This is a genomic window from Janthinobacterium sp. HH102 (genome assembly GCF_001758625.2).
Classification (GTDB): domain Bacteria; phylum Pseudomonadota; class Gammaproteobacteria; order Burkholderiales; family Burkholderiaceae_D; genus Janthinobacterium.
Genome location: NZ_CP062062.1, coordinates 2,474,943 through 2,495,934, shown reverse-complemented (window position 1 = coordinate 2,495,934; position 20,992 = coordinate 2,474,943). Strand labels below are relative to the sequence as shown.

The 20,992-nt window shown below is 60.7% G+C and carries 21 protein-coding genes; 6 read left to right on the top strand and 15 right to left on the bottom strand.

Annotated features, from left to right (window positions below; genetic code table 11):
* Window positions 1-4 precede the first annotated feature (4 nt).
* A complete protein-coding gene (locus JAB4_RS11360) occupies window positions 5-412 on the bottom strand; it encodes a DUF4399 domain-containing protein (RefSeq protein WP_070219732.1) in 408 nt (135 codons plus the stop codon).
* A gap of 219 nt (window positions 413-631) precedes the next feature.
* Window positions 632-1,720, bottom strand: coding sequence for an iron-sulfur cluster carrier protein ApbC (gene apbC / locus JAB4_RS11355; RefSeq protein WP_070219730.1), 1,089 nt, complete (start codon window positions 1,718-1,720; stop codon window positions 632-634).
* Window positions 1,721-1,880: 160 nt separating this feature from the next.
* Here apbC and metG point away from each other — a divergent pair, with 160 nt between their 5' ends.
* The 5 genes from metG to panC all read left to right on the top strand — a co-directional run bounded on the left by metG (window position 1,881) and on the right by panC (window position 6,697).
* Window positions 1,881-4,037, top strand: coding sequence for a methionine--tRNA ligase (metG, locus tag JAB4_RS11350; protein WP_070219728.1), 2,157 nt, complete (start codon window positions 1,881-1,883; stop codon window positions 4,035-4,037).
* A 19-nt stretch (window positions 4,038-4,056) separates the two neighbouring features.
* The gene (locus tag JAB4_RS11345) at window positions 4,057-4,536 is read left to right on the top strand and encodes a GNAT family N-acetyltransferase (protein ID WP_070219744.1); all 480 of its coding nucleotides are present in this window, start codon (window positions 4,057-4,059) and stop codon (window positions 4,534-4,536) included.
* A gap of 107 nt (window positions 4,537-4,643) precedes the next feature.
* Window positions 4,644-4,853 (top strand): DUF3460 family protein, encoded by a 210-nt coding sequence (locus tag JAB4_RS11340; RefSeq protein WP_034778041.1) that lies wholly within the window; start codon window positions 4,644-4,646, stop codon window positions 4,851-4,853.
* A gap of 17 nt (window positions 4,854-4,870) precedes the next feature.
* A complete protein-coding gene (locus JAB4_RS11335; RefSeq protein WP_070219726.1) occupies window positions 4,871-5,803 on the top strand; it encodes a ScpA family protein in 933 nt (310 codons plus the stop codon).
* Between the two features lie 54 nt (window positions 5,804-5,857).
* Window positions 5,858-6,697, top strand: coding sequence for a pantoate--beta-alanine ligase (gene panC / locus JAB4_RS11330; protein ID WP_070219724.1), 840 nt, complete (start codon window positions 5,858-5,860; stop codon window positions 6,695-6,697).
* 161 nt (window positions 6,698-6,858) lie between these two features.
* Here panC and JAB4_RS11325 read toward each other — a convergent pair whose 3' ends face one another.
* The 13 genes from JAB4_RS11325 to JAB4_RS11265 all read right to left on the bottom strand — a co-directional run bounded on the left by JAB4_RS11325 (window position 6,859) and on the right by JAB4_RS11265 (window position 19,602).
* A complete protein-coding gene (locus JAB4_RS11325; protein WP_139143891.1) occupies window positions 6,859-7,311 on the bottom strand; it encodes a hypothetical protein in 453 nt (150 codons plus the stop codon).
* A gap of 236 nt (window positions 7,312-7,547) precedes the next feature.
* A complete protein-coding gene (cheY, locus tag JAB4_RS11320; protein ID WP_026132837.1) occupies window positions 7,548-7,946 on the bottom strand; it encodes a chemotaxis response regulator CheY in 399 nt (132 codons plus the stop codon).
* A gap of 147 nt (window positions 7,947-8,093) precedes the next feature.
* Complete coding sequence (locus JAB4_RS11315) at window positions 8,094-9,164, bottom strand: chemotaxis response regulator protein-glutamate methylesterase (RefSeq protein ID WP_035826603.1); 1,071 nt, start codon at window positions 9,162-9,164, stop codon at window positions 8,094-8,096.
* 108 nt (window positions 9,165-9,272) lie between these two features.
* The gene (gene cheD / locus JAB4_RS11310) at window positions 9,273-9,881 is read right to left on the bottom strand and encodes a chemoreceptor glutamine deamidase CheD (RefSeq protein ID WP_034758343.1); all 609 of its coding nucleotides are present in this window, start codon (window positions 9,879-9,881) and stop codon (window positions 9,273-9,275) included.
* A 9-nt stretch (window positions 9,882-9,890) separates the two neighbouring features.
* Complete coding sequence (locus tag JAB4_RS11305) at window positions 9,891-10,763, bottom strand: CheR family methyltransferase (RefSeq protein WP_070219720.1); 873 nt, start codon at window positions 10,761-10,763, stop codon at window positions 9,891-9,893.
* Between the two features lie 71 nt (window positions 10,764-10,834).
* Window positions 10,835-12,556, bottom strand: coding sequence for a methyl-accepting chemotaxis protein (locus tag JAB4_RS11300; protein ID WP_070219718.1), 1,722 nt, complete (start codon window positions 12,554-12,556; stop codon window positions 10,835-10,837).
* A gap of 343 nt (window positions 12,557-12,899) precedes the next feature.
* On the bottom strand, window positions 12,900-13,406 hold the full coding sequence (locus tag JAB4_RS11295; RefSeq protein ID WP_034758356.1) for a chemotaxis protein CheW: 507 nt from the start codon (window positions 13,404-13,406) through the stop codon (window positions 12,900-12,902).
* 30 nt (window positions 13,407-13,436) lie between these two features.
* Window positions 13,437-15,638, bottom strand: a complete 2,202-nt coding sequence (gene cheA, locus JAB4_RS11290; RefSeq protein WP_070219716.1) for a chemotaxis protein CheA — start codon at window positions 15,636-15,638, stop codon at window positions 13,437-13,439.
* A 43-nt stretch (window positions 15,639-15,681) separates the two neighbouring features.
* Window positions 15,682-16,047: a response regulator gene (locus tag JAB4_RS11285; RefSeq protein ID WP_034758362.1), complete on the bottom strand. Its 366-nt coding sequence runs from the start codon at window positions 16,045-16,047 to the stop codon at window positions 15,682-15,684.
* Window positions 16,048-16,130: 83 nt separating this feature from the next.
* Window positions 16,131-16,679, bottom strand: a complete 549-nt coding sequence (locus tag JAB4_RS11280) for a chemotaxis protein (protein WP_070219714.1) — start codon at window positions 16,677-16,679, stop codon at window positions 16,131-16,133.
* A 46-nt stretch (window positions 16,680-16,725) separates the two neighbouring features.
* Window positions 16,726-17,703 (bottom strand): flagellar motor protein MotB, encoded by a 978-nt coding sequence (gene motB / locus JAB4_RS11275; RefSeq protein WP_046684787.1) that lies wholly within the window; start codon window positions 17,701-17,703, stop codon window positions 16,726-16,728.
* Window positions 17,704-17,761: 58 nt separating this feature from the next.
* Window positions 17,762-18,622, bottom strand: a complete 861-nt coding sequence (motA, locus tag JAB4_RS11270; protein WP_070219712.1) for a flagellar motor stator protein MotA — start codon at window positions 18,620-18,622, stop codon at window positions 17,762-17,764.
* 218 nt (window positions 18,623-18,840) lie between these two features.
* On the bottom strand, window positions 18,841-19,602 hold the full coding sequence (locus tag JAB4_RS11265) for a class I SAM-dependent methyltransferase (protein WP_070219710.1): 762 nt from the start codon (window positions 19,600-19,602) through the stop codon (window positions 18,841-18,843).
* 149 nt (window positions 19,603-19,751) lie between these two features.
* Here JAB4_RS11265 and JAB4_RS11260 point away from each other — a divergent pair.
* Window positions 19,752-20,983, top strand: a protein-coding gene (locus tag JAB4_RS11260; RefSeq protein WP_254677326.1) for an IS3 family transposase whose coding sequence is annotated in 2 segments (ribosomal slippage) — window positions 19,752-20,117 and window positions 20,120-20,983 — 1,230 coding nt in all. Because the reading frame shifts where the segments join, the coding sequence is not laid out codon by codon here.
* The last annotated feature ends 9 nt before the right edge of the window (window positions 20,984-20,992 follow it).

Sequence of the window (20,992 nt, the reverse complement as noted above, 5' to 3'; positions counted from 1 at the left end):
CGACTTACTTGACCGTCACTTTGATGCTTTTGCTCAACTCCGGCCCATACGACTGGTGCGCGCCATTGGCGAACTGCATGGTGAGCGTGTACTGGCCCGGCGGCAAGGTGACGTCCGTTTCCGTTTGACCTTTGCCAAAATGCAAATGCTTGTCATCCATGGGGATCATCTCGCCCGCCTTCATCGACCCCGTATTGATGAGCAGATGATGGTGGCCCGTCTTGGCCGTCATGTCGCCGGCCGGCTTGACGTCCATGCCGCTGACGGCAAATTTCACTTTGAACGGGCTCGTCACCGTCGCACCATCGGCTGGCTCGACGAAGGAAACGGATTGGGCGAAGGCGCTGGCGGCCAGCAGGCTGCCGGCAACCAGGACTGCGGCCTGGCGCAGGAATACGGTAGTCAATTGCATGATGTCTCCTCTTGTTAATAACAACACGGACTGCATGAAACCATATTCCTGGCGGTCATGGCGCCGGGGACGAGTTAAGCCAATGGTGCCACTGGTGGCCTTGAAAACCGTAGCGAGCAAGCTCAATGTCGGGTTGAGTAACGCAACCGTACTTTAGTACGGTGAGTAACGCCGACCCGAAAGTGAGCTGCGCAGTAGGTTTGCAAGGCCACCCAGCCACTAGTCGTTCTTGATGACGATGCTAGGGAACTTGCTGGTCATATCCTTCGCCTTTTCCGCCACCTTGATCGCGATGGTGCGGGCGATCTGCTTGTAGATCACGGCGACGGGGCCTTCCGGCTCGGCCACGACGGTGGGCGTGCCCGAATCCGTCTGCTGGCGAATCGCCATGGTCAGCGGCAAGGCGCCGAGGAATTCCACGCCGAAGTCCGCGCACATCTTCGCGCCGCCGCCGGCGCCGAAGATTTCTTCCGCATGGCCGCAGTTCGAGCAGATGTGCGTGCTCATGTTTTCCACCACGCCCAAAATCGGAATGCCGACCTTCTCGAACATTTTCAGACCCTTGCGCGCGTCCAGCAACGCGATGTCCTGCGGCGTCGTGACGATCACGGCGCCGGTGACGGGCACTTTCTGCGACAGGGTCAATTGAATGTCGCCCGTGCCTGGCGGCATGTCGACGATCAGATAATCGAGGTCGCGCCAGTTGGTCTGGTCCAGCAGTTGCTGCAAGGCTTGCGTGACCATGGGGCCGCGCCACACCATCGGCTCGTCCGGGTCGATCATGAAACCGATCGACGACACTTGCAGGCCGTGGTTTTCCATCGGCTCCATGCTCTTGCCGTCCAGGGTCTTCGGCTGGCCGCTGATGCCCAGCATCATCGGCTGCGACGGGCCATAGATATCGGCGTCCAGCATGCCGACGGTGGCGCCTTCGGCCGCCAGGGCCAGGGCCAGGTTGACGGCCGTGGTCGATTTGCCAACACCACCCTTGCCGGAAGCGACGGCAATGATGTTTTTCACGTTGCTCATCGGCTTCAAGCCGCGCTGCACCGTGTGCGAAATGATTTTCGACGACACGCCCACGCTGACGTTGCCCACGCCCGGCAGCACGCGCAACGCGGCCAGCACGGATTTGCGGATCAGGTCGATCTGGCTCTTGGCGGGGTAGCCCAGTTCGATGTCGAGCGAAATGTCGCTGCCATCGACTTTCAGATTCTTGACGGTTTTGCTGGAAACGAAATCTTTATGTGTATTTGGATCAATAACCTGGGCCAGCGCGGCCTTGACGTCTTCTACTGTGATGCTCATGTAAATCTCCGTGTGTACTACATATGTGCAATACGCGCAGTCTAGCGCAAATTTGCATGGTGCGATGGCGGCAAAAGCATCACTTGCCGGCGCTGCATCTGCTCATATTGCCTTTCCGCTGTTAAAATGTCCTATTATCCATCCCAAAAGTGCATCAATCATGACTCGCAAGCTGTTCGTCACCACTGCCCTGCCTTACGCAAACGCCGCTTTTCACATTGGCCACATCATGGAATACATCCAGGCCGATATCTGGGTCCGGTTCCAGCGAATGCAACGCGATGGCGCAGCCGGCCGTGAAGTGCACTTTGTGGGCGCCGACGATACGCATGGTACGCCCATCATGATCGCCGCCGAAAAGGAAGGCATCACGCCGCAGCAATTCGTCGCCAACATCGCCGCCGGCCGCGCCCAGTACCTCGATGGCTTCCATATCGCCTTCGACAACTGGTATTCGACCGATTCGCCGGAAAACGTCGACCTGTCGCAATCGATCTACCGCAAGCTGCGCGATACGGGCCTGATCGTCACGAAAACCGTCGACCGCTTCTTCGACCCGGTCAAGGGCATGTTCCTGGCCGACCGCAACATCAAGGGCGAATGCCCGAAATGCGGCGCCAAGAACCAGTACGGCGACAATTGCGAAGTGTGCGGCGCCGCTTACCAGCCGACCGACCTGGTCAACCCGTTCTCGGTCTTCACCAACGCGACGCCCGTGATGAAGCCGTCGGAACAGTATTTCTTCAAGCTGTCCGACCCGCGCTGCTTCGAATTCCTCAAGGATTGGCTCAACACGCCAGGCCGCCTGCAGCCCGAAATGGTCAACAAGGTCAGCGAATGGCTGGGCGAAGCCGGTGAAAAGCTGGCCGACTGGGACATCTCGCGCGACGCGCCCTACTTCGGCATCCCGATTCCCGATGCACCGGGCAAGTTCTTCTATGTATGGATGGACGCGCCCGTCGGCTACCTGGCCAGCCTGAAAAACTATTGCGACAAGAAAGGCATCGATTTCGACGCCTTCCTGAACGACCCGACGACGGAACAGATCCATTTCATCGGCAAGGACATCGTTTCCTTCCATTTGCTGTTCTGGCCTGCCATGCTGAAGTTCGCCGATCACCCGGTGATCGACAAACTGAAAGTCAATGTGCACGGCTTCCTGACGGTCAACAACGAAAAGATGTCGAAGTCGCGCGGCACCGGTATTTCGCCGCTGCGCTACCTGGACCTGGGCATGAACCCGGAATGGCTGCGCTACTACATCGCGTTCAAGCTGAACTCGAAAGTGGAAGACCTGGATTTCAACGGCGAAGATTTCGTCGCCCGCGTGAACAGCGACCTGATCGGCAAGTACGTGAACATCGCCAGCCGCTGCGCCGGCTTCATTGCCAAGCGCTTCGACGGCAAGCTGGCGTCGACGCTGTCGGAAGGCGCGCAAAGCTGGATCAACCGCGCGCTGACGGTGGACGTCAACGGCGTCATCGTCGAGCGCCAGGCCAGCATCGCCGCGCACTTCGAGAACCGCGAATTCGGCAAGGCCTTGCGCGAAATCATGGAAATCGCCGACATCACGAACCAGTATGTCGATGAAAACAAGCCATGGATCCTGGCCAAGGATGCGGACAAGACGGCCGAACTGCACGACGTGTGCACGACGGCCCTGATCCTGTTCCGCCAGCTGACGATTCTGCTGTCGCCGGTCCTGCCGGGCGTGGCCAAGAACGTGGCCTCCTTCCTCAACGACGCCGAGTTCACCTGGGCCGATACGCAAGTGTTCGGCGACGCCGTCTCGAACAGCATGCTGGGCCGCACCATCGGTGCCTACAGCCACTTGATGACGCGCATGGATGCAAAGATGATCGAAGCGCTGTTTGACGCGCCGCAAACAGCCGCCGCCATCGCCGCACCGGCTGGCGACGCCGCGAACGACGCCGCGGCCCCTGCTGCCGCCGCTGCCGCCATCGAGGAACTGGCGCCCGAAATCAAGATCGACGACTTCCTCAAGGTCGACCTGCGCATCGCGAAAATCGTCAATTGCGAACTGGTCGACGGCTCGGACAAGCTGCTGCGCCTGACCCTGGACGCGGGCGAAGGCCGCCTGCGCAATGTGTTCTCGGGCATCCGCTCGGCGTACCAGCCGGAAGAACTGATCGGCAAGCTGACGGTGCTGGTGGCCAACCTGGCGCCGCGCAAGATGAAGTTCGGCATTTCCGAAGGCATGGTCATGGCCGCCTCCGCCGCCGACGAAAAGGCCAATCCGGGCATCTACATCCTGAACCCGTGGCCGGGCGCCGAACCTGGCATGCGCATCCGTTAAGCCACCACAAGGACCGATGATGAATATCGTGGTGCGCGAAGCAACAAATGCCGATGCACAACTGATGGCCGAGCTGACCCGCGCCGCGTGGGCCGGCAAGGTGGCGGCCTCGTCCAGCGGGCACCACGAGACGGCACAGCAGGTGGAAGCGCAATTGCGCCACGGCGGCGGTTTTCTGTTGCTGATCGACGACATTCCAGCCGGTTCGCTGCGCTGGATGCCGCTCGACAGCGACCCCGCCATCTGGAAGATTTCACGCATGGGCGTGCTGCCCGCTTACCGGGGCAGCCATGTCTCGCAGCACTTGCTCGAAGCCATCATTCATCACGGCCTGTCGTGCCAGGCCGAGGAATTGCGCCTGGCCGTGCGGCGCGACCAGCGCAAGCTGATCGATTTTTATGCGGCCTTCGAATTCGAGCTGGCCGAAGAACTGGAATATTCGCACGCCAACCCCGCCGAACCGGCGCCGATGGTGATGCGGCGCCTGCTGCGTTATTGATTTTTAGCAATTTCGCCCCGGACTTGCCGATACAACAACCCGCCAAGCGGCACGGCGCGGTAAAATACGGCCGGCTGACCTTACCCATAAGACACTCAGAAGAGAATATGAAACTGCCTGCAAAACACAACAACTACGTATCCGACCACACCTTGTTCATCGCCGAACTGAAGGCCAAGAACCCTGGCATGGAAGCGGGCCAGCAAGCGGGCCGCGCCCTGCTGTGGGACAAGCCGGCCGTCAGCATCGATGAGCAGGAGCGCCAGCTGGCGTCGGCCGTCAAGCAACAGGCTTACGTTTACCAGAACAAGAACTAAGACCTGGAACCGGCACGATGTTGCCTGAAGAGTCTGCAGTCACGCCGGAAGCCGACGCTTCCGGTGCCGGCGCAGTCATCGAGTCGCCCGCACCTGTCGCCGATGGCGACGGCAGCGGTGACCCTGCAGCATCTGCAACGACGGTAACGGATGCGGCGCCCGCCGCTGACCCGCTGGGCATCGCCCGCCTGTATGGCGAGCCCATGATGCGCATGCCGACGGATTTGTACATTCCGCCGGACGCGCTGGAAATCTTCCTCGAAGCCTTCGAAGGCCCGCTCGACTTGCTGCTCTACCTGATCCGCAAGCAAAACTTCAACATTCTCGATATTCCGATGGCGCAGGTGACCCTGCAATATCTGAAATATGTCGACCAGATCCGCGTGCGCAACCTGGAACTGGCCGCCGAGTATCTGCTGATGGCGGCCATGCTGATCGAGATCAAGTCGCGTATGCTTTTGCCATCGCGCAAGAGCGACGTCGAGGAAGATGGCGGCGACCCCCGCGCCGAACTGGTGCGCCGCCTGCTCGAGTACGAGCAGATCAAGCTGGCCGCCTACGACCTGAACGCCATCCCGCAGTTCGAGCGCGATTTCGTGCGCACGCAGATTTTCATCGAGCAAAGCCTGACGCCCACCTGGCCCGACGTGGAACCGGTGGACCTGCAGCAGGCGTGGCTCGACGTGCTGAAGCGCGCCAAGCTGACCCAGCATCACCGCATCAGCCGCCAGGAACTGTCCGTGCGCGAGCACATGTCGAGCATTTTGCGCCATTTGCAATCGTCGCGTTTCGTCGAATTCAGCGATCTGTTCGACATTGCCGGCGGCGTACCCGTGGTGGTGGTCAACTTCGTGGCCTTGCTGGAACTGGCCAAGGAAACCCTGATCGAAATCACGCAGGCAGAACCGTTTGCCCCCATCTACGTCCGGCTGGCGTATTCGCCCGCCTGACCCCTTCCCTTTGTCACTGACCACCGTACAACGGGGTTTTAGCGAAAGCAATCCATGAAAATTATTTCCGACATTGAAGAATTGCGCGACCAGCTCAGCGGACAGCTGCGCACGGCGTTCGTCCCCACCATGGGCAACCTGCATGAAGGCCATCTGTCGCTGATGCGCCTGGCGCGCAAGCATGGCGATCCTGTCGTCGCCTCGATCTTCGTGAACCGCCTGCAATTCGGCCCGAATGAAGACTTCGAAAAATATCCGCGCACCATGGCGGCCGACATCGCCAAGCTGGAAAAGGAAGGCGTGTACGTGCTGTTCGCGCCGACGGAAAAGGAACTGTACCCGGAACCGCAGGAATACCGCGTGCGCCCGCCCGATGACCTGGGCAACACCCTGGAAGGCGAATTCCGCCCCGGCTTTTTCGAAGGCGTGTGCACGGTCGTCACCAAGCTGTTTTCGTGCGTGGGTCCGCGCGTGGCCGTGTTCGGCAAGAAGGATTACCAGCAACTGATGATCATCCGCAATATGGCGCGCCAGTTCGCGCTGCCGACGGAAATCATCGCCGCCGAAACCTACCGCGCCGACGATGGCCTGGCCTTGTCCTCGCGCAATATGTACCTGTCGGAAAGCGAACGCGCGGAAGCGCCGGAACTGTTCAAGGGCCTCAATTTCGTGGCCGAGGAAGTGCGCAAGGGCAACCTGGCCGTCGGCGAACTGGAACAGGCCAGCATGCAGCTATTGAACAGCCGCGGCTGGAAATCGGACTACATCGCCGTGCGCAAGCGCGCCAACCTGCAGGCGCCGAGCGCCGCCGAACTGGCCGCGGGCGAACCGCTGGTGGTGCTGGCCGCCGCCAAGCTGGGGCAGACCAGACTCATCGACAACCTGGAAATTTAACATACAACAAAAGCTGCTGCGCGTCGCGATTTGCGGCCTGCGATGCTCACCGTGCTTCAGCACGGTTGCGCTTCTCGGCCACAACTCTCTGCCGCTCGCTACGGTTTTGTCAGATGTTTTAAACGCAGTCACAGCGGGGCCGTTCGGCCCCGTTTCTTTTATTACTTCTCCATCCCTACCAGCTTGAGCTCGGCAAACAGCGGTTTGTTGCTGCCGCGTGCCGCTTGCAACATGTCATAGCTGGCCGCGTCGAGCACGATTTCCTCTCCCGCCCACAGCTTGCGCTGGTTCGCAGGCAGCCTCAGGCTGCGCAGGATGGCCCGCACCTGGGCCGGATCGGCCGCCAGCAGGCGGATGGCGCGCGCATGGCGCTGCGTGCCCGTGAGGATCGGCAAGCCGCCCTCGGAGCCGTGCTGGCTCAGGCTGACATAATCCTGGCCACCCACGCGGTGCAGATAGGCATGCCGGCCATCCGCTTCGGCAGGCGACTGCGCGGGCGGCGACTGCATTTCGACAGACGCGACAGGCGCAACGGCGGTTTGTTCAAGGCTCACGCCACAGGCCGCCAACAGGGCCGTGCTCAGGGCGAAAAATAATACGGGTGCTCGGCGCATCGTGCGCTCCTTCTTGTCGGGGTCGGGGACAAAGGGGGAATACTGCAGCGATCATGGGCCAAATCATTTGACGTGTAAAGTTAACTCTAGGAAATATTTCATTCCTTTGCGCAATTTCATCCGGTCAGAGCGAAGGACACGCGGGATGAGCTGGAGGCAAGCACGGCGCAAGCCGACGAAAAAAACGCCGCCGGTTTGCACGGGCAGCGTTTTTCTTGATCGGTATCAAGCCGTGATCAGGCGCCGGCTTTTTCCAGCTTCTCGAAAATCTTGTTCAGCTTTTCATCGAGGGTCGCTGCCGTGAACGGCTTGACGACATAACCGCTGGCGCCAGCTTGCGCGGCGGCGATGATGTTTTCCTTCTTCGCTTCGGCGGTGACCATCAGCACGGGCAGCTTGGCCAGTGCGGGATCGGCGCGGATATGCTGCAGCATCGTCAGGCCATCCATGTTTGGCATGTTCCAGTCCGACACGACGAAATCGAACGATTCCGCGCGCAGCTTGGCCAGGCCCATCACGCCGTCTTCCGCCTCATCGACGTTGGCATAACCCAGTTCCTTCAACAGATTCCGGACAATGCGGCGCATCGTCGAAAAATCGTCAACGACTAAAAATTTCATCTTTGGATCAGCCATGAATAACTCCGTTGTTTCTGTAGCGGTTTGTTAATAATATCGACATGAATGCCGACATTATGGTCGACACTACGGCAGCAAGTTGTAGGATAGCATTTTCGTTGCTTTTAGGCGAACAAACTTGCCTCAGATCATATAAAACGTGGCTTACACGCGCAAAGCACGCATACCATGCGCCGCCAGGTGTCCCAGTACCATGCCAGGCAGCGCCGTCAGAGCACCGACCTCATGCGTAGCGCCGACAGCGATCGCCTCGCGCGGCATGCCGAACACCACGCAACTGGCTTCGTCCTGCGCAAAATTATACGCTCCTGCGGCCTTCATCTCCAACATGCCTTGTGCGCCGTCCTTGCCCATGCCGGTGAGGATCACGCCGACGGCATTTTTACCGGCCGATTGCGCGGCCGAACGGAACAGCACATCGACCGACGGACGGTGGCGGTTGACCGGTTCACCCTGGTCGATCTTGGTCATGTAGTTGGCGCCGCTGCGCGTCAGGGTCAGGTGCGAATGGCCGGGCGCGATGTAGGCGTGGCCAGGCAGCACGCGTTCGCCGCCCGCCGCTTCCTGCACCGAGATTTTGCACAGCGAATCGAGGCGGCGCGCGAACGAACGCGTAAAGCCTTCCGGCATGTGCTGCGTGATCAGGATGCCGGGACAATCGGACGGCATCTGCATGAGAAATTCGCGGATCGCTTCCGTGCCGCCCGTCGAGGCGCCCACGATGATCAGCTTTTCGCTCGACGTCAATGGGCTGCGCAGCGCAGGCAGCGGCGCGGCCACCTTGTCGCCGGCCGACGGCAGGGTGCGCGCGCGGATGCGCGCCTTCGAGGCGGCGCGGATCTTGTCGGCGATCATGTCCGTGTACTCGCGCATGCCGCTCTGGATGGAAATCTTCGGCTTGGTGACGAAATCGACGGCGCCCAGTTCCAGCGCGCGCATGGTGATTTCCGAACCGCGCTCGGTCAGCGACGACACCATCAGCACCGGCATCGGGCGCAAGCGCATCAGCTTTTCCAGGAAGTCCAGGCCGTCCATCTTCGGCATCTCGACATCGAGGGTCAGCACGTCGGGGTTGGTCTGCTTGATCATCTCGCGCGCCACCAGCGGATCGGGTGCCGCGCCCACCACTTCCATGTCGGGCTGGCTGTTTACGATTTCCGTCATGACGCTGCGAATCAGCGCCGAATCATCCACGATCAATACTTTGATCTTCATAGTTATCCTTCCAGGCCTTGCGGCCCTTGTTTCTTATTAAATTAGTACCCGGACCACACTGCCGCAAGCCGCACAACGCGGTGCGCAGCAGGTTTGGTCCGATATGTATCAGAACAGCTCGACCTCGCCGCCCACCGGCGCGACCTTGAGGCGGCTGGCGTAATCGAGTTCGCGGCGTACCAGCGTATCGTTATGCGTCTGCATCAGCTTTTTCACCAGCACCTTGCCGCTGCGGGGGAAAAAATACACCTTGCGCGGGTGGATGTCGTTGAGGTCTTCCGCCACCACGCGCATCTTTTCCGCCTTCAGATAATTGATGACGAAAGCCGCGTTGCGCTCACCGACGTTGATCGCCGTGAAGCCGCGCAGCACGGCGCCGCCGCCGAACACTTTCGCTTCCATGTTCTCGCGCCGCGCGCCCGCCTTCAGCAAATCGTTGATCAGGATTTCCATGGCGTAGGTGCCATAGCGCATCGACGCGGAAATCGGGCTGTTCGGATCGCTGCCGCCATCGGGCAGCATGAAGTGGTTCATGCCGCCCAGGCCCGTGACACGGTCGCGGATGCAGGCCGAGACGCAGGAGCCGAGCACGGTGACGATCAGCATGTCCTTGTTGGTAAAGTAATACTCACCAGGCAAGATCTTGGCGGCGTCACAGTTGAACGTCCTGTCGTAATAGACGTTAGTGGCGAATTGCTCTTTGGATTCCAGGCTCATATTTCACTCTCATGTACGATGCGACGGTGCCTTGGGCGCGGCGCCCCGAGGCTGGTCGAGCTCATAGACTGTTTTACCGCGCAGCTTCAGTGAATCCGACACGTACAGAAAATTCTCCGAATGGCCCGCGAACAGCAGGGCATCGGGTTTCATCAACGGCACAAAGCGCGAGAGGATCTTGCGCTGGGTCGCCTTGTCAAAATAAATCATCACGTTACGGCAAAAGATGACGTCGAACTGGCCCGTCAATGGCCAGCCGTCGGCCAGCAGGTTGAGCGGCTTGAAGGTGATCATCTGGCGCAGTTCAGGACGCACCCGCACCTGCCCTTCACGGTCGCCCTTGCCGCGCAAGAAAAAGCGCCGCGCACGGTCGGCCGGCATCTTGTCGAGCCGGTCCAGGTTGTAGACGCCATTGGCGGCCGTGGCCAGCACATTCGTGTCGATGTCCGTGGCGATGATGGTGACGGGCGGCGTGAGCGTATTGAACGCCTCGCACACCGTCATGGCGATCGAATACGGCTCCTCGCCGGTGGAACTGGCCGAACACCAGATGGTGATCGGCCCGCTCAGTTTTTTCACATGCTCGGCCAGCAGCGGGAAGTGATGCGCCTCGCGGAAGAACGACGTCAGGTTGGTCGTCAGCGCATTCGTGAACGCTTCCCACTCGTCGCCCATGCGGCCCGCTTCCAGGTCGTCCAGGTAGCGGACGAACGAGGAGATGCCGGTCGCGCGCAGCCGCCTGGCCAGGCGGCTGTAGACCATCTCCTGCTTGCTGTCGGCCAGCGCGATGCCGGCCCGCTTGTAAATCATGGCGCGGACCCGTTCGAAGTCCTTGCCAGTGAAATCAAATTCCTTGACCGAATCCGTTTTAGTTTGCGGCATTTTGTTTTTACCTCTCTATGACTACTCTGACCAATGCCTTTGCAAGTATAACTAGCGGGACCGGGTTGGCGTCAGAACTCTTCCCAATCGTCGCCGCCGGCCGCCGCCAGCTTTTTCGCGGGCGGTGGCGTGCCGGCTTGCGCCGCCGTTGCCACCCGCCGTGTAGTTGCCGCCACACCCGGTACCGGCCGTGCCGCCACCTTGGCTACAGGCGCGGACGCGGGCATGGCTGCCGGCGCCGCGCTCTCGCCGTCCAGCTTGAAGATGCTGACGGCGTCGGCCAGTTTCTGCGCCTGGTCCTGCATGCTTTCGGCGGCCGCCGCCGCTTCCTCGACCAGCGCCGCATTTTGCTGCGTCATCTGGTCCATCTGCGCGATGGCCTGGTTCACTTCCTCGATGCCGTGGCTCTGCTCCTGCGTCGCCGCCGTGATCTCGCCCATGATGTCGGCCACCTGCCGGATCGACGTGACGATCAGACCCATGGTCTGCCCCGCCTCGTCCACCAGACGGCTGCCGGCATCGACCTTGTCGACCGAGTCGCCGATCAAGCCCTTGATTTCCTTCGCCGCGCCGGCCGATCGTTGCGCCAGATTGCGCACTTCCGACGCCACCACCGCAAAACCGCGTCCCTGCTCGCCTGCGCGCGCCGCTTCGACGGCCGCATTCAGCGCCAGGATATTCGTCTGGAACGCAATGCCGTCGATGACGCCGATGATGTCGACGATCTTGCGCGAACTGTCCTTGATGGAACCCATGGTGTCGACCACTTGCGACACCACCTTGCCGCCCTGCTCCGCCACCGACGACGCCGACACTGCCAGCTGGTTGGCCTGGCGCGCGTTGTCCGCGTTCTGCTTCACGGTCGACGTCAGCTCTTCCATCGACGACGCCGTCTCTTCGAGCGAACTGGCCTGCGTTTCCGTGCGCGCCGACAGGTCCGCATTGCCGCTGGCGATCTCGCGCGACGCCACGGTGATGGTGTCCGTCCCGGTGCGCACGTCGCTGACCGTCTGCACCAGGCTCTCGTTCATGTCCTTGAGCGCCTGCTGCAGCGCGCTCGTTTCATCCTTGCCTTCGACCACCACGCGCGAGGTCAGCTCGCCGGCCGCCACCTTCTGCGCCACGGCCACTGCACCGGACAATGGCACCGTGATCGAGCGCGTGATGAAGATGGCGCACCAGGCGCCGATCGCCACGGCCGCGCCGCCCAGGATGAACAGTACCATCATCAGGCGCGCATCGGCCGCCAGCGAGTCATCCATGAAGCTTTGCTGCGCCACGTGCTGCAAGTCGAGCAGCTTGTTGATATCGGCCAGGGTCGTCTTGTTCAAGGGATCGATGCGGGTGGCGATCACCTTCGCCGCGCCCTCGCTGTTAAACGCCAGCACCTGTCCCATCGCTTCCTTGAAGGCGGCATCGACTTCGCCGTCGATCTTGGCGATATTGGCCAGCAGCGCCTTCTCGCCATCGGACAGGCCCAGGGTGGCCAGCTTGCCGCGGGCGCCGTCGTACAGCTTGCGCTGCTCGCGCACCTTGCCCTCTTCCGCCTGCATCAGGCTCACATCGCCCTGCAGGCCGATATTGCGCATGGCGATACCGGTTTCCAGCATCGCGCTTTTCATCTGCGACGCCTGCGTATTCTTTTCGCTTGCCAGCTCCAGCCCCGTGAGCAGCTGGGCCTTGTTACGGTAATTCAGTGCATTCGCCGAAACGATCACCACCACCAGGATGGCGAGAATGCTGCCGAAACCTATCCCCAGCCGGGTGCCTATCTTGAAATCGCGCAAACTCATTACAGTCTCCAATATTTATGTGAACGGCGCCCGTTCAACCGGACGGCGCCGTGTTGTGGCCGGGTCTCTGTCGGACCTTGCAGCCTGCCGGCGCGCCTCTGGCAAGTAACCCCCAATAAATTATTATGATTTCTGACTTCCATAACCGGCGCTGTGCGGTGTTGCCCGCAGCTGGTAGTGCTCGCACTGCGTCGCTGCGGGCGCCTTGCACAGCATCCGGTTCTGTTCGTCATAAATTCACAATAATTTCCCGAGGATTACTTTCCCGCGCCGGTACATGCATATCTGTAGTGATTCTTTGCGTTCTAAAACGGCGGCGCACCGGGCGCCGCCTTGCTGCCGCTTAGGCCGCCAGCTTGTCGATCAGGCCCATCTCGCTGCTCGACATCAGTTTGTCGATGTCGACCAGGATCAGCATGCGCTCGTCGATGGTGCCCAGGCCGATCATGTAGTCGGTCGAGAAGGCTGTGCCCATTTCCGGCGCCGGCTTGACCTGCTCCGGCGTCAGGGTGGTGACGTCGGAAACGCTGTCGACCACCATGCCGACGATACGGCCGCCGATGTTCAGGATGATCACCACCGTGAACTGGTCGTACACGGGCGTGCCCAGGTTGAACTTGATGCGCATGTCGACCACCGGGATGATGATGCCGCGCAGGTTGATCACGCCCTTGATGAATTCAGGCGCGTTGGCGATGCGGGTGACCGCTTCGTAACCACGAATCTCCTGGACCTTCAGGATATCGATGCCGTACTCTTCGGAGCCCAGGGTGAAGGCCAGGAATTCACGGCCGGCGATGTCCTTGCCGTCGCCCGCATTGCTTCCGGATGTTTGTTGAGTATCTGACATGGTGCGTTTTCCTATCTTTATCTATCGGTATTACGAAAAAATGGACTCGTCGGCCAGCTGGCGAGAGGAACGGATGAGGGCGGCGACATCGAGAATCAGCGACACGCCGCCATCGCCCAGGATGGTGGCGCCGGAAATGCCCACCACCTTGCGGTAATTCGATTCGAGGTTTTTCACCACGACCTGCTGCTGCCCCACCAGGTCGTCGACAAACAGGGCCGCCTTGCGCCCTTCCGTCTCGAGGATCACGCAGATGCCTTCCGAGGGACTGGTAAAGCGCGGCGCGATGTCGAACATCTGGTACAGCGGAATCAAGGGCAGATATTCGCCGCGCACTTTCACCACCTGCCCCTTGCCGCTGATGTCCTTGATGTCCTCAACGGCTGGCTGCAACGATTCGATGACAAAGCCCAGCGGTAAAATATACACCTCGTCGCCAACGCGGATCGACATGCCGTCCAGGATGGCCAGGGTCAGCGGCAGCGAAATGGAAATCGTCGTGCCGAAACCCTTGGCCGAACGGATGTCGACGACGCCGCCCATGGCGCTGATATTGCGCTTGACGACATCCATGCCCACGCCGCGGCCCGACACGTCGGTGACCGCTTCGGCGGTGGAAAAGCCGGGTGCAAAAATCAGCTGCCACACGTCGGCGTCGCTCATCGACTCGGACACGTCCAGGCCCTGCTGCGCAGCCTTGGCCAGGATGCGCTCGCGGTTCAGTCCCGCGCCGTCATCGGATACTTCGATGATGATGTTGCCGCCCTGGTGGCTGGCCGAGAGGAACAGACGTCCCGCCTCGGTCTTGCCGGCGGCCACGCGGGCGGCCGGCATTTCCACGCCATGGTCGATACTGTTGCGCACCAGGTGCGTGAGCGGATCGACGATGCGCTCGATGAGGCCCTTGTCCAGTTCCGTGGCGGCGCCATTCGTGATGAAGTCGACCTTCTTGCCCAGTTTCGTCGCCAGGTCGCGCACCATGCGCGGGAAGCGCGAGAAGACGAAATCCATCGGCATCATGCGGATCGACATCACCGCTTCCTGCAAGTCGCGCGTATTGCGCGTCAGGTGGCTGACGCTGTCGAGCAGTTTTTCATGCAGCATAGGATCGAGCGCGCTGGCGCGCTGCTCGATCATCGCCTGCGTGATCACCAGTTCGCCCACTAGGTTGATCAGCTGGTCGACTTTTTCGATCGAGACGCGGATCGACGACGATTCGGCGCCGGCCTTGTCGCCCTCTTTCTTGGCCGGTTTCTTTTCCTGCTCCGCTTCGGCCACGGCGCTCGCCACGGCCGGCGCGGCGGCAGCGCTGGCGTTGCCCGCCTTGGCCGCGTCTGCGCGAATCTGTTCGAGGGGCTGGAAGAATCCGTAACCCTGTTCGGCGTCGCTCTGCACGCCGGCGGCGGCGCGGATATCCTCGATCGGCTGGAAGAAGCCGTAACCGGGATCGGCCGCGCCCGGCGCGCCAGGAGTGCCTGGCAGCGGGTCGAAGAAACCGTAGCCTTGCGCCTTTTCCTGCGCCGCGCGGGCCGCTTCGGCCTCGCCTGGCGCCAGTGGCGGCGCCTGCGTGATCACCATGTCGTCGGGATTGAGCACGAACGAGCAGATGGCCAGGATATCGTCCAGGCTTTCATGCGTCGTCACTTCCAGCACCTTGCGCGCGTCGGGCAGGCTCGTTACGGCGACGTCGCCCAGCAAGCCCAGTTCGGCCGCCAGCGCATCGACTTCGCGCGGCTCCATGGCCGGCAGTTCCAGGCGGATGCGGTGGCCGCCGGCATGGCTGACGGCGGCCTTTTCCGCCGTGTGGAAGGCCGGCGCGACGGGCGTGAGCGCGGCCACGGGCACGTCCTGCGAGAACGACTGCAGCATCATGCGCACATTGGCCACGGCATCCTGGTCGACGGCGCTGCCCAGGCGATGGCCGTCGAGCTGCATCTTGAGGATGTCCTTGGCCGCCAAAAAGGCGTCGACGTGTTCCGCCGTCAGGGCCATCTGGCCCTGACGGATGCGGTCGAGCAGCGACTCGAGGATGTGCGTCACCTCGCTCATGTCGGAGAGGCCGAACGTCGATGCGCCGCCCTTGATCGAGTGGGCGGTGCGGAAAATGGCATTCAGATCTTCGGCGTCGGGCGCCGCAATATCAACGGCCAGCAGCAGCCGTTCTTTTTCAGCCAGCAGTTCTTCGGCCTCATCGAAAAAGACCTGAAAAAACTGGCTAATATCGATGGTCATAGGGTGACTCCGTCAATTGCATCATTGCGCTGCGCGGCTGGCATCAGCCGATCACCTTCTTGACCACTTCGATCAGGCGTTGCGGATCGAAGGGCTTGACCAGCCAGCCATTGGCGCCGGCGGCACGGCCCTTCGATTTCATCTCGTCCGACGACTCCGTCGTCAGCATCAGGATGGGCACCTTCTGGTAGGTCGGCAATTCACGCAGCAGCTTGATCAGTTCCAAGCCATCCATGCGCGGCATGTTCTGGTCCGTCAATACCAGGTCTACGGTTTGCAGCTTGGCTTTTTCCAGTCCGTCCTGGCCGTCCACGGCCTCCACCACCTGGTAACCGGCGGCTTTCAGGCTGAACGCCACCATCTGGCGCAATGAGCTGGAATCGTCCACTGCAAGTATCGTTTTGGCCATCTTTGCTCCCACTTATTCCGGGCATCCTGCCCGAGTATTTGATTAATCAATCCATGCGACCACAAGCGCTCCGCACTGGCATGCTAGAACAGCTCGATGTCGCCGCTTTCCAAATGCTGTTGACTGACAGCCTTGCGCAGCACGCTGCGCAACTCCAGGCTTTGAATCGCCAGCGCCATGCTGACCCGACCCAGCAAGGCGACAATTTCTTCATTGTCGCTCTCCGGCAACATCTCCGCGCCATGCTCGCCCAGGGTCCCGAGGAACTCGCGCAAGCCCGTCACGCGCTTCAGGGTGCGCTCGATCAGCTGGCTCGTCATGTCCTGAAACTGCATGCTGGTGATGGCGGCATTCACATAGCCCCCCACCTCATCCTGCAACGCCAGCAGTTTTTCGCGCTGCTGCTCGGCCGGAATACCGCCGTCGAGCAGCAGCGCGATAGTGTCTTGCTGCGCAGCGACGGCTGCGTGTATCGCCATGAAATTGAAGGACAGCTTCTCGATCGCCTCTTCCAGCAAGATGCCGGTCTGCACCAGGTCGGTTTCCACCTCCGTCAAGTGCTTGCGGCCATGGTCCGACACGCCAGACAGCAGGCGTTTTACATGCGAGCCAAGTATTTTCTTTCTTGTCATAAAGGTCTCATTGTTTCAATACACCACGCGTCGACAGCCTTGCGTGTTATTTTTTCGCCGCTGCCGGGGCCGGGACTGGCGCCGCCGCGGGCGGCGCACCGGCAGCCAGCCCTGAAGCGACAGCGGCGGAAGCGGCATCGGTCACCGGCAGCTCGATCGCCGAACCATCGCGCAAGACATTTTCTTCCGTGCGCTTGTTCATGACGATGATACTGATGCGCCGGTTGATCGGATTGAAGGGATCGAGCTTGTCCAGGTGGGCGGCCGAGCCCAGTCCCACCACGCGCAAGACTTTTTCTTCCTTCATGCCGCCGATCACCAGTTCGCGCCGCGACGCATTCGCGCGGTCGGCCGACAATTCCCAGTTGCTGTAGCCTGCATCGCTCATATAGGGCGTCGAATCCGTATGGCCGGACAGGCCGATGCGGTTCGGCACTTCATTGAGCACGGAGCCGATGGCGTGCAGGATTTCCTTGGTGTACGGTTGCAGGTTCGCATTGGCGAGCGCAAACATCGGACGGTTCTGCTCGTCGACGATCTGGATGCGCAAGCCTTCGCTGGTAATATCGAGCAGCAGCTGGTTCTTGTATTTTTTCAGCAGGGGATTGGCGTCGATGGTCGCTTCGATGCGCGCCTTGAGCGCCTGCAGGCGCTTGCCTTCCTCGCGTTCGAGCGCCGCCTTGGCGGAATTGAGGTCGAACGATTTGCGCTGCTGCTCTTCCTGCGCCTTGCGCACCTGCCCATCCTGGCGCGACAGGTCCTGGCCGCCGCCCTGGATCACGGAATTGCTTTCGCCGCTGCCGGAGCCCCCGGCCATGGCCACTTTCAACGGCGTCTTGAAGAATTCGGAAATGCCGTTCAAGTCGCCCTTCGAGGTGGAGCCGAGCAGCCACATCAGCAGGAAGAAGGCCATCATGGCCGTGACAAAGTCGGCGTAGGCGATTTTCCACGCCCCGCCATGGTGTCCGCCAGCCGTCTTCTTGATACGTTTGACGATAATCGGGCGCATGCCTTCATCGGCCATGGCGTCCCCCTTCCGTGTGCTGCAAATGACTCATGGTGTCCAGGCGTATATTCACTGCTTACTTCGTTTTCGATTTCTTGATGTGGTCTTCCAGCTCATTGAACGTCGGGCGCTCGGTCGAGAACAGCACCTTGCGGCCGAACTCCACGGCCAGCGCCGGCGCATAGCCGTTCAGGCTGGCCAGCAGCGTCACTTTCACGCACTGGAACATCTTGCTCGACTCTTCCAGCTTCTGCTCCAGCAGGCTGGCCAGCGGGCCGACGAAACCATAGGCCAGCAAGATGCCGAGGAAGGTGCCGACCAGCGCGTGCGCGATCAGCATGCCCAGCTCGGCCGGCGGTATGCCCACCGACTCCATCGTGTGCACCACGCCCATCACGGCGGCGACGATACCGAACGCGGGCAAGCCGTCGCCCACCTTGGCGATCACGTGGGCCGGCACGGCGCCTTCGTGATGGTGCGTCTCGATTTCGTTGTCCATCAGGTTTTCAATCTGGAACGCATCCATATTGCCCGATACCATCAGGCGCAGGTAATCGGTCATGAATTCGACGATGTGGTGGTCGGCCAGCACCGCCGGATACTTGGAAAACAGCGGGCTCTCTTCCGGCTTGTCGATATCGCCTTCGATCGACATCAAGCCTTCCTTGCGCACCTTGCTGAGCACTTCAAACAACAGCGACATCAGCTCCATGTACAGGTCTTTGGTATAGCGCGATCCCTTGAACAGGCTGGGCAAGGCGGCGATCGTTGCCTTGATGGCCTTGTTATTGTTACCAACAAGGAAGGCGCCCAGGGCGGCGCCGCCGATCATCAGCAACTCCAGCGGCTGGAACAGCGCCGCCAGATGGCCGCCGGCCATTGCGAAGCCGCCAAAGACCGAGGCGCAGACGATGATGTATCCGATTATGACTAACAAGTGCCCTGACTCCCAATAATGGCCGCGGCTGTATGCGCGGCATGTTCAAACCTGTTCCTGTCTTTTGGCGGCTGCGCCGCCGGTAAAGATTGCGGCAAAAAAGCAACCGGAAGTTAATTGAAATGTGCTGCTTTTCAATGCAAATCCGAGAAAATGCCGTGTGGAACTACAATAACGTGAGATTGCCCCACGGGCAAGCAAATAACGCAGACAATTGCTTAAAAGCACCATATGTAAAGCAAAGGACCACCCTCTGTGGCGGCGATGGTCTTATCGGGCTCGCGTGCCGCAATCCGGAATTCGTAACTAAGAAGCATGCTACCGGGCAACATTTCCTTTTCCGCCTTATTCCACAGGGCCGCCATCGCCGCCGGCGACAGGTAGGCAAACACGGCATCGTAGCGGCCGAAGTCGAGCGCTTCGTAATCGCCGCGCAGGAAGCGCGCGCGGCTGCCTGCCAGCCGCGCGCGCAAGCGGCTGGCCAGCCAGGGCAGCGGCGCCAGCTCGATGCCGGAAAACTGCCCGTCGGGCCGGCGCCGCGCCAGGTCCAGCACAAGGCCGCCCAGGCCGCTGCCGATATCGACCAGGCGCACGCCGGGACGGTCCGCGATCAGCTCGGCCACGGCCTGCCACACCTTCGGCCCCGACGGATAAAACGGCACTTGCGTGCGGAACGTGGACCAGTACAGGCTCAACAGGAAAACAAAGGCCGCCAGGAACACGGCCGGAGGCCAGTCGAGCAGGCTGGCGCCCAGCAAGGCGGGCGCAAACAGCAGGCCGATGGCGCACCACCAGCGGGCCAGGCCCGCGCGCCAGGTAATAAGCGCCGCCAGCACGCCCTGCACCAGCGCCACGGCCGGCAGCGACATGGCCACGCCCGCGCGCGCCAGGCCATATACCAATAGCAACATCAAGGGAAAGGCCAGCACCTGGATCAGGATGGCCTTGAGCGCGGGCGCGCGCAGGATTTGTTGCAGCATGGGGTAGTCAGAGAAGGAAAACGCCAGTGTAAGCGATGACGACATGAAAAAGCCGGAGTGCGGTCAGGCGACCGGCTCCGGCTTATTTTCTGTCTTTGACCCGTCCTGGAATAAGTTGACACTTTTTCGTTACAGAGAAGGAGTGTCCGATGGAACAAGGGTTTCGACGCAGTCAGCGAGATTACAGCCTGGCTTTTAAATTGAGCGTTGTCGAGCAGGTTGAAAAAGGCGAGATGACGTACAAGCAGGCGCAAACGCGCTACGGAATACAGGGTCGGTCGACAGTTTTGGTATGGTGTCGCAAACACGGCCTGCAGGATTGGACGCATCCCAGGGGCCGAAGCCAACGGAGAGCGACCATGACAGACACACCAGCCAGGCCACTGACGCCAGAGCAGCGCATCAAGGAGCTGGAGCGTCAGCTCAAGGAAGAAAAACAGAAATCCGCGCTGTTCGAGGCGGTTCTCGACGTTCTGCGTGACGAATACGGGGTGCCGGTAAAAAAGCCTTTGGGCAGGTCATCGCGCGCAAGCAAGTCGAAGGATTAAGCGTCGAACGGGCCTGCCGCTGTGTCGGCATCAGCCGCCAAGCGTATTACCAGCGCCGTCAGCGCGAGCGACATTGCCTGGACAGGGCGCAAACTGTCGTCAAGCTGGTGCAGCCGATACGCCTGCGCCAGCCACGCATCGGCACGCGCAAGCTGCACAGCATGCTCGGTGCAGCCTTTTCCGGTGCAAAAATCAAATTGGGACGCGATGGACTCTTTAATATCTTGCGCCAGGAGCGGCTGCTGGTGCAACCACAGCGGGCCTATCATAAGACCACGAATAGCCATCACCGCTTCCGGCGCCATCCCAATTTACTCAGGGAGGGGCCGGGACAAGTGCTCGCCACGCGGCCGGAGCAGGTGTGGGTAGCCGATATCACGTATCTCCCGACCGCCGGAAAATTCGTCTATCTGAGCTTGGTAACGGATGCGTATTCGCGCAAGATCGTGGGCTATCACGTGCACGCAAGCCTGCAAACCGAAGAGGTCAGCGAGGCCTTGAAGATGGCCCTGCGAGCACGACAGCGCAAGACGCCGCTGATCCATCATTCAGACAGGGGCATCCAGTACTGCTCGACTTACTATCAAGAAATTCATCGTCGTCATGGACTGACTTGCTCCATGACCGACGGCTACGACTGCTATCAGAATGCGCTGGCCGAACGTATCAACGGCATTCTGAAAGGCGAGTTCTTGCTGAATCGACCTGCAGACCTGAAACAGGCGAGCAAAATGGTGGCGCAATCGGTGCGGATATACAACCAGGAACGACCACATACGGCCTTGAAGTACAAAACGCCCGATGCGGTGCATCGGGCGTTTGTGCAGCAATAAATACTGTCA